The 16,717-nt window shown below is 42.1% G+C and carries 14 protein-coding genes; 2 read left to right on the top strand and 12 right to left on the bottom strand.

The features are described from left to right. Positions 1 to 98: 98 nt before the first annotated feature. The 9 genes from gltA to WKT11_RS09755 all read right to left on the bottom strand — a co-directional run bounded on the left by gltA (position 99) and on the right by WKT11_RS09755 (position 10,062). Complete coding sequence (gene gltA, locus WKT11_RS09795; protein ID WP_117676433.1) at positions 99 to 1,493, bottom strand: NADPH-dependent glutamate synthase; 1,395 nt, start codon at positions 1,491 to 1,493, stop codon at positions 99 to 101. Continuing rightward, on the bottom strand, positions 1,493 to 2,380 hold the full coding sequence (locus WKT11_RS09790; RefSeq protein WP_117676432.1) for a sulfide/dihydroorotate dehydrogenase-like FAD/NAD-binding protein: 888 nt from the start codon (positions 2,378 to 2,380) through the stop codon (positions 1,493 to 1,495). Before WKT11_RS09790 ends, gltA begins: the two co-directional genes overlap by 1 nt. A gap of 222 nt (positions 2,381 to 2,602) precedes the next feature. After that, positions 2,603 to 3,397 (bottom strand): ClpP family protease, encoded by a 795-nt coding sequence (locus tag WKT11_RS09785; RefSeq protein WP_117676467.1) that lies wholly within the window; start codon positions 3,395 to 3,397, stop codon positions 2,603 to 2,605. A gap of 197 nt (positions 3,398 to 3,594) precedes the next feature. After that, the gene (locus WKT11_RS09780; RefSeq protein WP_117676431.1) at positions 3,595 to 4,323 is read right to left on the bottom strand and encodes a YebC/PmpR family DNA-binding transcriptional regulator; all 729 of its coding nucleotides are present in this window, start codon (positions 4,321 to 4,323) and stop codon (positions 3,595 to 3,597) included. 62 nt (positions 4,324 to 4,385) lie between these two features. Then, positions 4,386 to 5,687, bottom strand: coding sequence for a hemolysin family protein (locus WKT11_RS09775; RefSeq protein ID WP_118247602.1), 1,302 nt, complete (start codon positions 5,685 to 5,687; stop codon positions 4,386 to 4,388). A 166-nt stretch (positions 5,688 to 5,853) separates the two neighbouring features. After that, positions 5,854 to 6,201, bottom strand: a complete 348-nt coding sequence (locus WKT11_RS09770; protein ID WP_117676429.1) for a type II toxin-antitoxin system PemK/MazF family toxin — start codon at positions 6,199 to 6,201, stop codon at positions 5,854 to 5,856. A gap of 263 nt (positions 6,202 to 6,464) precedes the next feature. Beyond that, entirely contained in the window at positions 6,465 to 7,640 is a 1,176-nt protein-coding gene (gene alr, locus WKT11_RS09765; protein WP_340284055.1) for an alanine racemase, read from the bottom strand. A gap of 64 nt (positions 7,641 to 7,704) precedes the next feature. Then, positions 7,705 to 9,204, bottom strand: a complete 1,500-nt coding sequence (locus WKT11_RS09760) for an NAD(P)H-hydrate dehydratase (RefSeq protein WP_117844413.1) — start codon at positions 9,202 to 9,204, stop codon at positions 7,705 to 7,707. Between the two features lie 210 nt (positions 9,205 to 9,414). Next, positions 9,415 to 10,062 (bottom strand): redox-sensing transcriptional repressor Rex, encoded by a 648-nt coding sequence (locus WKT11_RS09755; RefSeq protein WP_117844415.1) that lies wholly within the window; start codon positions 10,060 to 10,062, stop codon positions 9,415 to 9,417. 313 nt (positions 10,063 to 10,375) lie between these two features. Here WKT11_RS09755 and abc-f point away from each other — a divergent pair, with 313 nt between their 5' ends. Continuing rightward, on the top strand, positions 10,376 to 12,286 hold the full coding sequence (gene abc-f, locus WKT11_RS09750; RefSeq protein ID WP_117676425.1) for a ribosomal protection-like ABC-F family protein: 1,911 nt from the start codon (positions 10,376 to 10,378) through the stop codon (positions 12,284 to 12,286). Between the two features lie 75 nt (positions 12,287 to 12,361). Here the strand turns inward: abc-f and WKT11_RS09745 are convergent, their stop codons facing one another. Continuing rightward, complete coding sequence (locus WKT11_RS09745; RefSeq protein ID WP_117676424.1) at positions 12,362 to 13,570, bottom strand: NADP-dependent isocitrate dehydrogenase; 1,209 nt, start codon at positions 13,568 to 13,570, stop codon at positions 12,362 to 12,364. A gap of 150 nt (positions 13,571 to 13,720) precedes the next feature. After that, complete coding sequence (locus WKT11_RS09740; protein WP_340284051.1) at positions 13,721 to 14,569, bottom strand: S8 family peptidase; 849 nt, start codon at positions 14,567 to 14,569, stop codon at positions 13,721 to 13,723. 346 nt (positions 14,570 to 14,915) lie between these two features. Between WKT11_RS09740 and WKT11_RS09735 the strand changes: the two genes are divergently transcribed. Continuing rightward, positions 14,916 to 15,071: a hypothetical protein gene (locus tag WKT11_RS09735; protein ID WP_178761999.1), complete on the top strand. Its 156-nt coding sequence runs from the start codon at positions 14,916 to 14,918 to the stop codon at positions 15,069 to 15,071. Between the two features lies 1 nt (position 15,072). On the opposite strand, the gene WKT11_RS09730 is transcribed toward WKT11_RS09735, so the two are convergent. Further along, positions 15,073 to 16,668, bottom strand: coding sequence for a GH25 family lysozyme (locus WKT11_RS09730; protein WP_340284048.1), 1,596 nt, complete (start codon positions 16,666 to 16,668; stop codon positions 15,073 to 15,075). Positions 16,669 to 16,717 lie beyond the last annotated feature (49 nt).

Here is a 16,717-nt window from a genome sequence, read left to right as displayed (position 1 = left end):
TTTAAAGATAGTTTACAACCAAAAAGCCCCCTGACTGAAAAACCAGCCAGAGAGCCCTGCGTTTGGACATTCAAGAGAATTTCTTAATAAATTCTCAATTATTTATTTTTAAGATATTCGTCGATACCTCTGGCACCAGCTTTACCTGCGCCCATAGCAAGGATAACTGTAGCTGCACCTGTAACAGCATCACCACCGGCATATACGCCGTCTTTGGATGTCTTACCTGTTTCTTCTTCGGCAACGATACATCTTCTCTTGTTGATCTCAAGACCTTTTGTTGTGGAAGAGATCAGTGGGTTTGGTGAAGTACCAAGGGACATGATAACTGTATCTACATCCATGTCATATTCAGATCCTGGAATCTCAACCGGGCGTCTTCTTCCTGAAGCATCCGGCTCACCAAGTTCCATCTTAACAACCTTCATACCTTTTACATGACCATTTTCATCAACAAGGATTTCCTTCGGGTTAGTAAGAAGATCAAAGATGATCCCTTCTTCTTTAGCGTGATGAACTTCTTCTGCTCGTGCAGGAAGCTCTGCTTCACTTCTTCTGTATACGATATGTACTTCAGCGCCAAGTCTTAAAGCTGTTCTTGCAGCATCCATAGCAACGTTACCGCCACCTACAACTGCAACTTTCTTGCCGGCTGCGATCGGTGTATCATAAGACTCATCGAAAGCTTTCATCAGGTTGCTTCTTGTAAGGTACTCGTTAGCAGAGAATACACCACTTGCATTCTCTCCCGGGATGCCCATAAACATTGGAAGACCTGCACCTGATCCGATAAATACAGCTTCAAATCCTTCATCCTCGATCAGCTGATCGATTGTTGTGGATTTACCGATTACTACGTTAGTCTCAAATTTAACACCTAATTCTTTAACTTTCTCAATCTCTTTCTTAACAACTTTCTGTTTCGGAAGACGGAATTCCGGAATACCGTAAACAAGAACGCCGCCAAGTTCATGAAGAGCTTCGAATACAGTTACATCATATCCTGCTTTCGCAAGGTCACCTGCACAGGTAAGTCCGGAAGGACCAGAGCCGATAACTGCAACTTTATGTCCGTTCTTAACTTCTGCTCCTGCCGGTTTGATGTCATGTTCCAGGGCATAGTCAGCGACAAATCTCTCCAGTTTACCGATAGAAACGGCTTCACCTTTAACGCCACGGATACATTTGCCTTCACACTGTGATTCCTGAGGACATACACGTCCGCAGATAGCCGGAAGTGCGGAAGATAATCCGATTACTTTATACGCTTCCTCAATCTTGCCTTCTTTGATCTGTTCAATAAATCCAGGAATGTTGATGGATACAGGGCAGCCTTCTACACATTTCGGTTTCTTGCAGCCTAAGCATCTCTGTGCTTCTTCCATTGCTTCTTCCTGATTGTATCCAAGACAAACTTCTTCAAAGTTTGTTGCACGTACCTTCGGATCCTGCTCTCTTACAGGAACTTTCTTTAACATCTTTGCATCTGCCATTACTTGTCACCTCCGCACTGTCCGCATCCACCGTGGTGGGTATCGCCTTCCTGAAGCTTCAGTAATGCACGGCCTTCTTCGGTCTTGTACATCTGGCTTCTCTTCATAGCCTGATCGAAATCAACGAGATGTCCGTCGAATTCCGGTCCGTCTACGCAGGCAAATTTGATCTCATCGCCAACCTGAAGGCGGCATGCTCCACACATACCAGTTCCGTCAACCATGATCGGATTCATGCTGACAATTGTATGAATGCCAAGTTTCTTAGTAAGAAGACAGACAAATTTCATCATGATCATTGGTCCGATAGCAACACAGACATCATACTGTTTGCCTTCATTTGTTACCAGATCCTCAAGAGTCTTGGTAACCATACCGGAACGACCATAAGAGCCATCATCTGTTGTAACATACAGATTAGATACGGAAGAAAGTTCTTTCTCAAGGATTACCATATCCTTTGTCTTGGAACCAAGGATAACATCTGCTGTGATTCCATGCTCGTGCAGCCATTTAACCTGTGGATATACAGGTGCTGTACCAACACCACCGGCAACGAATACCAGTTTCTTTTTCTTTAATTCTTCGATATCTTCGTTAACGAACTCGGATGGACATCCAAGAGGTCCTACGAAGTCACGGAAAGAATCTCCTGCTTTTAATTCAGACATCTTAATAGTAGATGCGCCGACCTCCTGGAACACAATTGTAATTGTTCCTTCCTCACGATCATAATCACAGATAGTAAGCGGGATTCTCTCGCCCTTCTCGTCCATCTTTACAATAATAAATTGTCCTGGCTGACAATGGCTTGCAACACGCGGTGCGTGTACAACCATAAGATGAATCTTAGCTGCCAGTGTCTCAGCTTTTAAAATCTTATACATGGTTTTCCTCCTCGCAAATAATAAACCTCTAATAATAATACGCCAAAATCTGACATATGGCAAGAGTTGATTTAAAACATGCATAAGAAATTTTTATCTTTTCAAAATAAATTCTCTGTATTGTCTCAACAACTGGCTTGTTTCTCTGTATTAAGCAATATTTTCAGACTATATAAGTCTATCTTTTAATATCAAATCTTATTACATCTTTTTGAACATCTTCTATTGTCTATTCTTTTTTTCTATCATTTCATACAGTTTTGCCAATGCTTCCTTAATCCCGCCAACCTCATCGATCAGCCCTTCCTGTACTGCCTCCTTTCCCTCTAACATTGTTCCTACATCCTTTACAAGCTGAGTTGTATCCAGCATCAGTTCTTCCAGACGTTCCTGGGATGCCCTGGAATGTTCAGAAATAAATGTGGTGATTCGGTCCTGGATTTTTTCCATATTCCGATAAGTTTGTGCCACTCCGATAAACATCCCGCTGGAACGCACCGGGTGAATCACCATGGTCGCACTTGGCACTACAAAAGAATAATCCGCCGAAACAGCCATCGGAACACCAATCGAATGGCCTCCGCCAAGAACCAGAGATACCGTAGGAATGCTCAGCGATGCAATCATTTCTGCAATGGCAAGCCCTGCCTCCACATCTCCTCCTACCGTATTTAACAGAATTAACAATCCTTCTATCTCTTCATCATCCTCGATAATCGCAAGCTTCGGCAGTACATGCTCATATTTGGTTGTCTTTGAATGGGATGGTGCAGATTCATGTCCCTCCACTTCTCCGATGATCGTCAGAAGTTCCACTTTATGTTTTCTGGAATTGCTATCCAGAACCACCTGTCCCATCTCTTTGATCTGTTCGTTCTGTGTGTCTTCTTTTTCTAAATTCTTCTCTTTTTCCGCATTCTCTGTTTTTGATTTATTTTCACCGTTTTCGTTTTCCTCTTCATTCACAAGTGAATCCTCTTCTGATTTCCCTCTCTGTTTATTCTGATATCTGCACATTTCTGCATACTGTTCCAGAACGTCCATTTCTCCATCCTGCATTTCCGGGTTTCTTTTATTCATCATAATATCACGCATAAAAATACCTCCAAGATTATTCTCCTGGAGGTATTATGTATCATTTGCAAAATATTATTCTATTTTCTGTCAGGCGGATATTCACAATCCGCTTTCGCTGCTTACCTAATCTGGTTAAATCATTCGTTCCAGTTTGTCCAAACGTCTGTTACATCGTCATCTTCATCTAAGAGATCCAGTGTTCTCTGAAGATCTTTAAGAGCCTGCTCGTCTGTCAGATCTACATATGTCTGAGGAATCATAGCAACCTGTGCTTCTGCGATTGGTGCTCCTGCATTCTCGATAGCTTCACGTACTGCACTGAAATCATCCGGTGCTGTAAGAACTTCGTAGCTGTCTTCTTCCTCATTAAAGTCCTCTGCACCTGCATCCAGAGCGAGCATCATCAGTTCATCAGCATCCATCTCACACTCTTCTTTATCGATGATGATCTGGCCTTTCTGATCGAACATGTAAGATACACATCCCTGAGTTCCGATGCTTCCGTTACCTTTTGTAAATGCGTTACGAACATTACCTGCTGTACGGTTTTTGTTATCTGTCAGAGTCTCAACGATGATAGCAACACCGTTCGGACCATATCCTTCATATACAGCTTTCTCATAGCTATCTGCAGAATCAGCACCTGCTGCTTTCTTGATACCACGTTCGATTGTATCGTTTGGCATGTTATTAGCTTTTGCCTTTGCGATTACATCACGAAGCTTGCTGTTGTTGTTCGGATCCGGACCACCTGCTTTAACAGCCATAACCAGCTCACGTCCGATTACTGTAAAGATCTTACCTTTCTTTGCATCGTTTTTCTCTTTCTTATGTTTAATGTTTGCAAATTTTGAATGTCCTGACATCTTTCTTTCTCCTTTTGTTAAAATAATTTGTTTATTACTGCCCACGCTGTGGACAATAGCATTTATTTATCCCGTTCTACCCTGACCTTGCCGATCGTCTTATTGCCGATTGACAAGATAGTAAAACAGTATCCAATCGCTTTTATGGTCGTATCAATATCCTTGTCTGTAGGAATATGTCCCAGAATATTCGTAAGATAACCATTTAATGTTTCAAACTCTGTGTCTCCGAAATCAGCCTCCAATTCCTCTTCCACATCTTCCAGATATGCAAGCCCGTCAACGATCAGACTGTTGTCTTTCTGCGCACGAATCGTGATCTCATCCTCATCATATTCATCCAGAATATCCCCGACGATTTCTTCCAGAATATCCTCCATAGTGACAATACCTGCTGTCTGTCCATATTCATCCACAACAACAGCCATATGAATCTTCTTGGCCTGCATGGTATGAAAAAGATCTCCGATTCCTCTTGTCTCAGGAATGAGCGAAGCCTGCCTGATAATTCCCGGCAGCTCTTTCAGCGGTTTAAATTTCGCCCATGGATTCTGTGTCATGAATTTGAGTGCATCTTTATAATGAACGATTCCCTTAATATTGTCAATATTTTCCTCATATACCGGATAACGGGAATTTCCCTCCTCCAGCATCGTATCGATCATGTTTTTAAGCAGAATCTCTTCATCAAAAGCTACAACATTCTTTCTGTGAGTCATAATATCATGCGCTTCTGTCTCATTAAAAGACATGATATTCTGAATCATCTCTGCCTCGTTCTCTTCAATGACACCCTGTTCATGGGCCTCATCTACGATAGAAATGATCTCTTCCTCTGTCACAGCAGATTCCTTACGGTCTATTTCCACGCCAAACGGCACTGCTGCCAGTCTCGCTATCCAGGTAATAAATACCGTAAAAGGTTTCAGCAGATTCACCCAGAAATGTACCAGGTTCAGATATCTGTACGCATAAGTATCCGGATGATACGTACCAACCCGGCGAAAAGTCAGAATCCCAATTCCCGCAAGCAGAATCACACTCAATGCCATCACCAGGATCAATGCCGGTACATGCTTTATGTACGGGTGAAATGCCTCTACTGCCCATGGAACAAGGAACGTACCAAAGCAAATACCACACGCCATTACGATCAAAGGAATCGCATTGATGAACTGCGTTGGCTTATCGATCAATGCCATAAGCATCTGCGCTTTCTTATCGCCCTCATCTGCTCTCTTCTGTGTATCATTCTCACTTATATTTCTCAGTGCCGCAGCAAATCCATAAAAGATACCATTCAGCCACAGCAACGATAGTAAGACAAACAAGCCCCAGAGGGGCATACTACTGCCATCTTCCATTGTATTGATCAGTCTCCTCTGTATTGAATACGCGTAGTTACTGGTAAAATATATCACTTTCTCAATTAATCGTCAAGATATCAGAACGTGTTTAAAAAATCAGTTACTGTTCACTCCGTGCCCAGTAACACGCTACGCGATGCAGGAAATATTTTTCAGACAGACTCTAAAAAGTAAGTTCAAGGCTGATTTCAAGTGCGTGATTGACTTTATCAAGCATTGCCTCATCCAGATGGCATACCTTATCTTTCAGCCTTCTTTTATCTATAGTTCGAAGTTGTTCCAGTAAAATTACAGAATCCTTTTCAATTCCATAAGTCCCTGCATCTATTTCAATATGTGTCGGAAGTTTCGCCTTATTCATTTTGGATGTAATAGCAGCACAGATCACCGTAGGGCTGTGTCTGTTGCCAACATTATTCTGAATAATCAGAACCGGACGAATCCCTCCCTGCTCGCTCCCCACTACCGGACGAAGATCCGCATAAAATATATCCCCTCTTTTAATTACCACACAATTCACACTCCGATTCTTTCTGGTTTCATAAAAACCTTGTTTTAGAATTAAGTATTTCCATCTTTTTCTTGTGTATACATGCGTGGTATATAAAATAACCGTAACTATTCAGTTCCCTTATGTATCAATAAATCTTCTGATTATTGTTATAGTAATGGATAACCTGCTGATGAACAGTTACAAAATTGCAGTTTACTCTGTCATTTATAGTTCTGCCGCATTATCTGCGCACAAAAGTAATCCATGGCATCAACTCAGGTTCAGAAAACCTTTTGTCCCTGATACCATACTTCAGCTTCTTTGCCGTCTTTTATATAAACTCTTGGCACACGTGGGCTGATATCACAGGCAAATTCATAAGAAAACCTGCCGCAAAGATCTCCCATCTCCTCTATACTGATAAATTCATCCCCGTCTCTGCCAAGAAGAGTTACTTCATCACCCTTCTTTACATTGTCGATTTCTGTCACATCTGCCATAAACTGATCCATACAGACTCTTCCAAGGATCGGGGCTTTTTTTCCATGTATCAGAACCCATCCTTTATTAGAAAGCTGTCTTGGGTATCCATCTGCATAGCCTACCGGAATCGTAGCTACACGTCTCTTCTTATCTGCCACATAGGTGCCGCCATAGCTGATCGCAGCACCTGCCGGAACATCTTTTACATATGTAATATGACTTTTCAGTTCCATTACAGGTGCAAGCTTCACGATGTCTCTCTCCACCTCTGAAGAAGGATAAATTCCATAAATAGTAATTCCGGCGCGAACGATACTTAAATTTGCCTCCGGTACACGAATAATCCCGGCACTGTTAGAGCAGTGATGCAGCGGAATATCCACTCCGGCTTCCTCTACACGTTTCGAAAAATCCTGATATCGTTCAAGCTGAACCATCGCCGGGCTTCTGTCATACTCATCCGCTCTCGCAAAGTGAGTAAACATCCCCTCTATCTCAAGCTTCGGAAGCTCAGCGATCTTTTTGATTTCCTCCACACTCTCTGGTATATCCGCATAACCAATTCTGGTCATACCTGTATCCAGCGCAATATGAATATGTACCGTCTTATTCTGTAAAACAGCTTCATCAGAGAGTTTCTTCGCCTCATCATACTCGCATACAGCAGGACGAATGTCATACTGAACAAGTTCAGGAAAGTATTCATCAAATACAATTCCAAGAATCAGAATTGGTTTTGTAATACCGGCCTGACGCAGATGAACAGCCTCTTCTGCCGTTGCAGCCGCAAATCCCCAGATATAATCATGATTCTCTATCAGATGTGCGATTGGTACCGCACCATGGCCATAAGCATCCGCCTTAACCACTGCGATCATCTTCGTATCCTCTGCAATATTCTTTCTCATTTCCCTGAAATTCTGTTCTACGGCATCCAGAGAAATCACTGCTTTCACTCTGTTATTTTTCTCCATAATAATTCGTCCTCTGCCATAACTGCTCATAAACGATTCACACGTTGTTACGACCAGTTATTCTTTATTTTAATATTTCCGGCAAAAACCGGATAATGTCTCCTGCTGTCATACCCCGCTGACCTACTGTTTCAGCCGCCAGATCACCGGCAAGCCCATGAACATATACACCAAGGGCTGCCATCATCGCCATGGATGGCTTCCTTTCTGCTTTCAGATACATACAAAGCACACCTGCGATCACGCCGCTTAGTACATCACCACTGCCAGCTGTTGCCATTCCTGCGTTTCCGGAAATATTCAGATACCTCTCTTCTGACGCACCTGACACTACAGTACATGCATCTTTCAAAACACAGACTGCTTTTGTTTCCTTTGCATAGTCAAATGCTGTCTGAACCAGACAATCCTGAATATCACCAATACTTTTTCCACACAGGCGGCTCATCTCGCCAATATGCGGCGTGACGATCACATTCTCTCCGATAAACCTCTTCCAGTCCTCATGAAGTGCCAGAAGATTCAATCCATCTGCATCCAGAACAACTGATTTTCCACACATAGCAGCTCTTGACAGAAACCACTGAGCACGCTCTCTGCTCTGTGCACTTGCTCCCAGCCCCGGTCCGATCACCAGCACATCACACCATTCCAGCATTCTCTCATTTTTACTCTCATCAAAATCACAGGTGATCATTGCCTCCGGCAGAAGTGTCTGTAATGGAACACGATTTGCCTCCACGGTCTGGATCTTCACCATGCCCGCCGAACACTTTAGTGCAGCTGCGGCACTTAAATATGCTGCACCGCACATTCCTTCAGAACCTGCAACCAAAAGTACCTTACCGAAAGTCCCCTTATTCCCATAGGGAAGTCTGTCCGGAAGCATTTTCAAATCTTCTCTTTCCAGGTAATTCATTCGGATTTTCTTATCAGGCATTGAATAAATCCCAATATCCGCCACAATGATCTCCCCACCATACATACGCCCCGGATAGAAACACAGGCCTCTCTTTCGAAAAGCAAATGTAACCGTAAGATTGGCCCGGAAAGCGATTCCTTTCTCGAATCCTGTATCTGCATCAATCCCTGAAGGAATATCCACCGCAACTTTAAACGCAGATGCCTGATTTAATTCGCTGATAAGTTCTCCGTATTTTCCCTCTATCGGTCTGCTGAGTCCAACTCCAAAAATGGCATCTACTATAGTAGTATATTCATCCAGAATCAGGTTATGCACCCGTGGAGTATGATAATACTCTGCTGTGCGAAGCTGACTGGAAGTTTCTTTTGTCATTTTTTCTTCATTTCCAACAATATAATACCACGTTTTAAATCCGTGTAAATGGAGTAATCTGGCAATTGCCAGTCCGTCTCCTCCGTTATTCCCGGTTCCGCAGACCACCAGGATTTTCTCTTTATCCTTCGTATTCACCCGCTTTATGATTTCTGTAACAGTCTGTAATGCAGCACGCTCCATTAATACCAGCGAAGGAATTCCGGCTTTCTCAATCGTATTTGCATCCAGCGCCTTCATTTCTGCCGCAGTCACAACTCCTCTCATCTGTTCACCTCCCCGTATGTTCCCGTATTTCATCAAATATTTAATTTGTTCCACCACGTAATTTTATACAGAATAAATTTCTCAGCCATTCTGGCCAGACGGATATTTTAAATCCACTTTCATTTTATAGTTGTGAATAAGCCAAATCATCCTGCTAAATTCAGAAAAGCTGTGATCAGATGACCACAGCCTTGTGTTCCACATCATGTTCTACTCGCCTTCGTGCTCTTTCCTGTATTCACTCAGGTTATAGGACAGAGTCATAAGGCTCTCTGAAAGATGTACATTCTCAACCATTACATCCTCCGGAGCATCCAGATCAATGTGTGCAAAGTTCCAGATTGCCTTAATTCCATTATCAATTAAAATCTTCGCCATCTCTTTGGCTTTATTCTTCGGAAGAGTCAAAATAGCAATCTCTACCTCATTCTCCTTCAGAAAAAATGGAAGATCACTTAACATCTGTATCTCGATTCCGCGCACCGCAATTCCCTCAAGTACAGGATTTACATCAAAAATACCAACCAGTTTAAAACCACGTTTTTCGAAGTCCACATAATTGGCCAGCGCCTGTCCCAGATTACCGGCACCAAGAATAATCATCGGATGTACTGTATCCAGTCCAAGGATCTTGCCGATCTCTGTGTATAAATAACGTACATTATAGCCATAACCCTGCTGACCAAAACCGCCGAAATTATTTAAGTCCTGACGAATCTGGGAAGCTGTCACATGCATCTTTTTGCTGAGATCATTGGAAGATATACGCTCAACATTCTCCTCCATCAACTCACCGAGGTAGCGATAATAACGTGGCAGACGTTTAATCACCGCTTTTGAAATTTCCTTAGCTTCCACAAATTTTCCCTCCTTAACTTGTCTATGTCAATTATACCCAGATGTTATTTTATTGTCAAACTAATTCTGTACTTTTTCACCAAATAATTCTGCATTTTTTATCAATTTACCTCAGAAACTATCTTATAAAACGGTATTTTCTATTTTTTATCTATAACTTTCTATCATTTCCGGCAGTCTGGAACAAATTGGGATTGCACTACTAAGCAACGAATATCTTTGTAGAAATAGATAAATTCATTTAAAATACTTTCAAAAACAACTTTTTTCGATTATAATAGTACGCGGACAAATTATAAATGGAGGAATTCTTATGATTTTATCATGTCAGAATATCTGTAAATCTTTTGGCGAAAAAGTCATCCTTCAAGACGCCAGTTTCCATATAGAAGACCGTGAAAAAGCAGCTCTGATTGGCAATAATGGTGCCGGTAAAACTACCCTGCTGCGTATCATCATGCACGAGCTCTCACCTGATTCGGGAAACGTAGTCCTTGCCAAAGATAAAAATATCGGATATCTCGCCCAGTACCAGGATATCCATGGACACCACACGATTTATGAGGAGCTGATTTCTACCAAGCAGCACATCATTGATATGGAGAATCGCCTGCGTTCTCTGGAACAGGAGATGAAAACAACCACAGGTGATGCTCTGGACAGTCTGATGAATACTTATACGAGACTGAGCCACCAGTTTGAATTGGAAAACGGATACGCATACAAAAGCGAGATCATGGGCGTATTAAAAGGTCTTGGCTTTACCGAAGATGATTTCGAACGCCAGATTGAAACTCTCTCCGGAGGTCAGAAAACACGTGTTGCTCTCGGTAAACTGCTTCTCTCCAGCCCGGATATCCTTCTGCTGGATGAGCCTACCAACCACCTTGATATGGAGAGTATTTCCTGGCTGGAAACTTATCTGCTCAACTATCCGGGAGCTGTATTTATTGTATCCCATGACCGTTATTTTCTTGACAAGGTAGTCACTAAGGTAGTAGAAATTGAAGCCGGCACTATGCGTATGTACAGTGGAAATTACTCCGCCTATGCACTCAAAAAAGCACAGCTTCGTGACGCGCAGTATAAAGCTTATCTTAACCAGCAGCGTGATATCAAACATCAGGAGGCTGTTATTGCCAAACTGAAATCCTTTAACCGTGAGAAGTCAATTAAGCGCGCGGAGAGCCGTGAAAAAATGCTGGATAAGATTCAGCGTATCGATAAGCCACAGGAAATCCAGAACCAGATGCGAATCTCACTGGAACCAAGATTTATCAGCGGAAACGACGTTCTCACTGTAGAGAACCTTTCCAAATCTTTCCCGGGGCAGACACTTTTCAGCGATATCTCTTTTGAGATCAAGCGTGGAGAACGTGTAGCTCTGATTGGTAATAACGGAACCGGTAAGACTACCATGTTAAAGATCATCAATGGACTGATTGATGCAGACGGCGGCAGATTCAGTCTTGGTTCTAAAGTTCAGATTGGCTATTACGATCAGGAACATCACGTACTGCATATGGAGAAAACTATCTTTGAAGAAATTTCTGATGCTTATCCTACTCTTACAGAAACAGAGATTCGAAATATGCTCGCTGCTTTCCTGTTCACAGGAGACGATGTATTTAAGCTCATCTCTGCCCTCTCCGGTGGAGAAAGAGGCCGTGTATCTCTCGCCAAGCTGATGCTTTCAGAGGCAAACTTTCTGATTCTCGATGAGCCTACCAACCATCTTGATATCGCATCCAAGGAAATCCTGGAAGAGGCATTAAACAGCTATACCGGAACCGTGTTCTATGTCTCCCACGATCGATATTTCATCAATCAGACAGCTACCAGAATTCTGGATCTGACTAACCAGGCAGTCGTAAATTATATCGGAGACTATGATTATTATCTGGAAAAGAAAGAAGAACTGACTGAAAAATATGCACCCGCTGCCGCCCAGGCAATCGCAGAAGCCAAACAGGCATCTGACAATAAACTCTCCTGGCAACAACAGAAAGAAGAACAGGCACGCCAAAGAAAACGCGAAAATGAATTGAAAAAAGTTGAAGCCCGTATTGAAGAACTTGAAACAAGAGACAAAGAAATCGACGAAACCATGGTTCTCCCGGATATCTGCACCAACGTAGCAGAATGTGCAAAACTCAGCAAAGAGAAGTCCGCAATTACCGAAGAACTTGAGGGATTATATGAAAAATGGGAAGAACTTGCATAATGCAGGTTCCTCCCATTTTTATTATATATCTTATAAAATACGATCTATCAGTTTTGAGACATAATCATTTACAAATTATAAAATCTCATCCAGCTTTTCTCTGATTGCAAGAATAAATTCCTTACTATTCAGCGCGGTTACATTCTCAAGAGAAGTAATCAATGCAAGGTCTTTTGTCATCTTACCGCTCTCGATCGTCTCCAGAGTAGCTTTCTCAAGCTTGTCTGCGAATTCCATCAGATCTTTATTGCCATCTAATTCGCCTCTTTTTCTCAGTGCACCAGTCCATGCAAAAATTGTTGCCACAGAGTTTGTGGAGGTCTCTTCGCCCTTCAGATGACGATAATAGTGTCTCTGTACAGTTCCGTGAGCAGCCTCATATTCATAATAACCCTGAGGGGATACCAGAACGGATGTCATCATAGCCAGAGAACCAAACGCAGAAGAAACCATATCACTCATAACATCACCATCATAGTTCTTGCACGCCCAGATAAATCCACCTTCCGCTTTCATAACGCGGGCTACAATATCATCGATCAGACTGTAGAAGTATTCAATGCCTGCTGCCTCGAATTTATCCTTGAATTCATTCTCATAGATCGTTGCAAAAATTTCTTTGAAACGTCCGTCATAAATCTTGGAAATCGTATCCTTGCCGCCAAGCCACAGATTCTGTTTCGTATCAAGCGCATAATTAAAGCAACATCTTGCAAAACTTGTGATAGAATTATCCAGATTGTGCATACCCTGAAGAACCCCCGGGCCTTCATAGTGATGAATCAATTCTTTTCTCTGTTGTCCGTCAGCACCTTCAAATACCAGATAAGCATCTCCTGGTCCATCAATGTACATCTCTGTATTCTTATACACATCACCGTATGCATGACGTGCGATCGTGATCGGTTTCTTCCAGTTCTTAACACATGGCTCGATACCCTTTACAACAATCGGAGCACGAAATACGGTTCCATCAAGAATCGCACGAATCGTTCCATTCGGGCTTTTGTACATTTTCTTTAAGGTGTACTCTTCCATTCTCGCCTTATTCGGAGTAATCGTTGCACATTTAACTGCAACGCCGTACTTCTTGGTAGCTTCTGCTGCGTCAACAGTTACCTGGTCATCAGTTTCATTTCTGTATTCCAGGCCAAGATCATAATACTCAGTATTCAAATCAATATATGGGAGAATAAGTTCATCTTTAATAATCTTCCAGAGAATTCTGGTCATCTCATCTCCATCCATTTCCACAAGTGGTGTCTGCATCTGAATTTTTTTCATGTTAGTCCTCCTCTTTGGCTTTGATAATTTTACTGTTCACTGTGTGTACAGCACCTTTGATAATCAATTAACTATCATAATAGCCGAAATCTGACCATTCGTCAATGCTTTTGTATGGTAAAGTGGTATTTCTGCAATTGTACAATTAATTCATACTGATCGCATAAGATGTCCCAAATCCAATTCTCCCCAACCCTGCTGATTTTTAGGCAGTCCCAGATCTCTGGCACATTCTTTTAATTTCATCTTAATCTGAACATTTGTCAGCTCCGGATTTTTTTCTAACATCAGTGCTGCCGCGCCGGAAACCAGAGGTGTGGACATGGATGTGCCACTCTTAACTCCATATCCGTTATCCGGTCCCGAAGCACAGGAAAGTATATGATTTCCCGGAGCAACCAGATCAGGCTTGCAGATACATTCAAAAGTCGGTCCTCTTCCTGATATGGCAGTCCGCCCCGTGAGAAGATCACTGGAGCCTACGGTAATGATCTTACGGCTGCTTCCGGGCGCCGTCACGCTTCCCGGACCAGGTCCCTGATTTCCTGCTGCGGCCACTACAACCAGTCCTTCATCCCATAACCGCTCTACTCCATCAATCAAAACCTTATGATCCTCAAATGTTCGACAAGTCGTTCCGACAGAAATATTGACCACACGGATTCCATAATACCGCCGGTTCTCCAAAATCCACTGAAAAGCCCTCAGCACATCCTCTTTTCTTCCGTTTCCCATACGGTCCAGAACTTTCAGCATAATCAGTTCACAGCCAGGTGCAACTCCCCTGATACGCCCCTGTGAAGCTCTTCCGTCACCGCCTATGATACCACATACATGGGTTCCATGAGAATTATCATCATACGGCTGGATACGGTGTCCGATGAAGTCATGAAATGCCCGTATCCGCCCTGTAAAATCTATATGAGAATAAATCCCGGTATCCAGCACACAGACACCAATGCCCTTTCCTGAATAGCCGGAATCATCTGAATTTATCATAAACAACTCCTCAATCCACTTATAACATTTTATGATATCAGGAGCAAAAAGTCAGAAAGTCATTCGCGCCTGCACGATAAGACTTTTGACCCTAACGTCATTTCATTGAAATATTATAAGCCCAGTCTTACTTTAAATTATTCCCGAAAACTTGTCTTCGTGTTTCCAACAATTATTATTTACAAGTATTCCTGACAATCCCTTTACATTTCTCATTAGCATCTGGTATTTTTCTGCTTTTTTTGAATAAAATGTATAAAACTCTCAAAATATGCAAAGACTTTTGGTATATTCATAAAGTCTATACCAAAAGTCAGTATCTCTCGCATATAACAGGAGGCAGCTTATGATTACGTTATTATTTATTCTGGTCTTTCTTCTCTGTCAGACTTTCATTCTCCTATGCTGTGTAGCCGCCGGAAACGACGCAGCATCACAGGAAATCTCCGATCAGGAACAGATAGAATTTATAAATGAATGGAAAAAGACACATACCAGCTAATTTATTTTTTGTACTGTTTTGTGCATACTCCGTTTTTATCAAAGACAGAAACAATATTATTTGAGCTGGTCAGAGTAATATTCTCTGCTCTGGTTCCTGATAATATTTTACTGTTTCCTTTATAAAAATAATATTTTTTACCTTTATATGTCAGCCAGCCTTTATGTGCTTTTCCATCTGTGTGGAAATAATAAGTGCGAGAAGTGCCATTTTCCGTTACGCGTTTCATTCCATCTTCACAGCGTACGCCATCACTTCCAAAATAATAAATATCTCCGGTACTTCGGACCACTTTTCTGTTTTTGTATATATATCCCTGTGTGGTATGGAACCAGTAATATTTTCCATCTACGCGTTTCATTCCCTTATAAGCGGCACCATCAGATTTAAAGTAATACGTTTTCCCTTTATAATCTGTCAGCCATTTATTGGCATACATGACTCCGTCACTGTCTACATAATAGACCTGCCCGTCATCCTTAAAAAGCTTATCCTTATAGAGGCTTCCTGTATCCGGATCAAAATAGTATTTCTTATTGTCTATTTCTTTCCATCCGGCTGCTTTCTGGCCATTTACATAGTAAAAAGTACTTCCATCCTCTTCTACCCAGCCATTTTTTGCCTGATTTTCATAAGATCCGGTATTCGCTCTATCTGCCGGAACATATGAAGCCACAGGCTCCCATCTTGGTGTTATTTTCTTCGTATAATCCACATATCCAAAATCAATATCAGAATCATTCCAGGACGGTATTCCCGCAATCAGCCCTTTCGTAGGATTCAAACCATTTTCTGTATTTCCATCGGTAGACTGCCAGATCGTATAGGAATACCTCGCTCTGTCTGGTGCCTGAATCGTATCGCCATATCTGGCGATCCACACGTCAAGGCCAGAAAGCATACTCCAGTCTATAAAATTATCATACCAGTATGTATTACAGTAGATAATCGGATAATAACCGGCGCGACGGACTTCATTGCAAAAAGCCAGAGCCATTTCGGATACAGTCTTTTTTGACAGTTTCTGAATTTTCGAATCTTCCAGATCATAAGCTACAGGATAGGAAACTTTATACCCCTTCATCTTATTGATAGCCAGCTGTGCCTCTTTTAACGCCCCTGCTGTATTCTTCGCCGTACTATATACATAAGTTCCTACAGGCACACCGGCAAGCTCCGCCTGCTTCATGTTATAATCATATTTTTTATCCATATAATTCAGCCCATAGGAAATGCGTACAAACGCATAATCAACATCAGAACTCTTAACTTTTTCCCAGTTGATTGTTCCCTGCCACTCTGATACATCAATTCCTCTGGTAATCGCCCCCGGAATAGGCTTTCCGCTTCCGTTGTAGCAGACACCATTGATTTTCTTCCATGCATTCTTATTTACCGTTGCTCTTGCCGCAGAAGCTGCACTGAATGTTTCTACAGAAGATTCAAATTGCTCTGAAGCAACTGTCTGTCTTCTGTCATAGTGCATCGTTGCCATAACTGACTGTGCCGACTGCATTCCGCACAGAAATATTGCCATAAAACCAATTGCCAGCTTTTTACCCCTGCATCCCCGCTTATTGAATAACTTTTTCTTCATCTGATTACCTCTCAATTAAAAATGGCTTCATGCCATTATTCTTAACTCA

The organism is Blautia sp. HCN-1074, assembly GCF_037890165.1.
GTDB lineage: Bacteria > Bacillota > Clostridia > Lachnospirales > Lachnospiraceae > Blautia_A.
This window is presented reverse-complemented; position numbering and strand designations above follow the sequence as displayed.

What these genes read in the sequence shown, in the direction of transcription:
- gltA (WP_117676433.1), bottom strand. Translation starts at nt 1,493, where the DNA reads ATGGCAGATGCAAAGATGTTAAAGAAAGTTCCTGTAAGAGAGCAGGAT.
- WKT11_RS09790 (WP_117676432.1), bottom strand. Translation starts at nt 2,380, where the DNA reads ATGTATAAGATTTTAAAAGCTGAGACACTGGCAGCTAAGATTCATCTT.
- WKT11_RS09785 (WP_117676467.1), bottom strand. Translation starts at nt 3,397, where the DNA reads ATGTGCAGATATCAGAATAAACAGAGAGGGAAATCAGAAGAGGATTCA.
- WKT11_RS09780 (WP_117676431.1), bottom strand. Translation starts at nt 4,323, where the DNA reads ATGTCAGGACATTCAAAATTTGCAAACATTAAACATAAGAAAGAGAAA.
- WKT11_RS09775 (WP_118247602.1), bottom strand. Translation starts at nt 5,687, where the DNA reads ATGGAAGATGGCAGTAGTATGCCCCTCTGGGGCTTGTTTGTCTTACTA.
- alr (WP_340284055.1), bottom strand. Translation starts at nt 7,640, where the DNA reads ATGGAGAAAAATAACAGAGTGAAAGCAGTGATTTCTCTGGATGCCGTA.
- WKT11_RS09760 (WP_117844413.1), bottom strand. Translation starts at nt 9,204, where the DNA reads ATGAGAGGAGTTGTGACTGCGGCAGAAATGAAGGCGCTGGATGCAAAT.
- abc-f (WP_117676425.1), top strand. Translation starts at nt 10,376, where the DNA reads ATGATTTTATCATGTCAGAATATCTGTAAATCTTTTGGCGAAAAAGTC.
- WKT11_RS09745 (WP_117676424.1), bottom strand. Translation starts at nt 13,570, where the DNA reads ATGAAAAAAATTCAGATGCAGACACCACTTGTGGAAATGGATGGAGAT.
- WKT11_RS09740 (WP_340284051.1), bottom strand. Translation starts at nt 14,569, where the DNA reads ATGATAAATTCAGATGATTCCGGCTATTCAGGAAAGGGCATTGGTGTC.
- WKT11_RS09735 (WP_178761999.1), top strand. Translation starts at nt 14,916, where the DNA reads ATGATTACGTTATTATTTATTCTGGTCTTTCTTCTCTGTCAGACTTTC.
- WKT11_RS09730 (WP_340284048.1), bottom strand. Translation starts at nt 16,668, where the DNA reads ATGAAGAAAAAGTTATTCAATAAGCGGGGATGCAGGGGTAAAAAGCTG.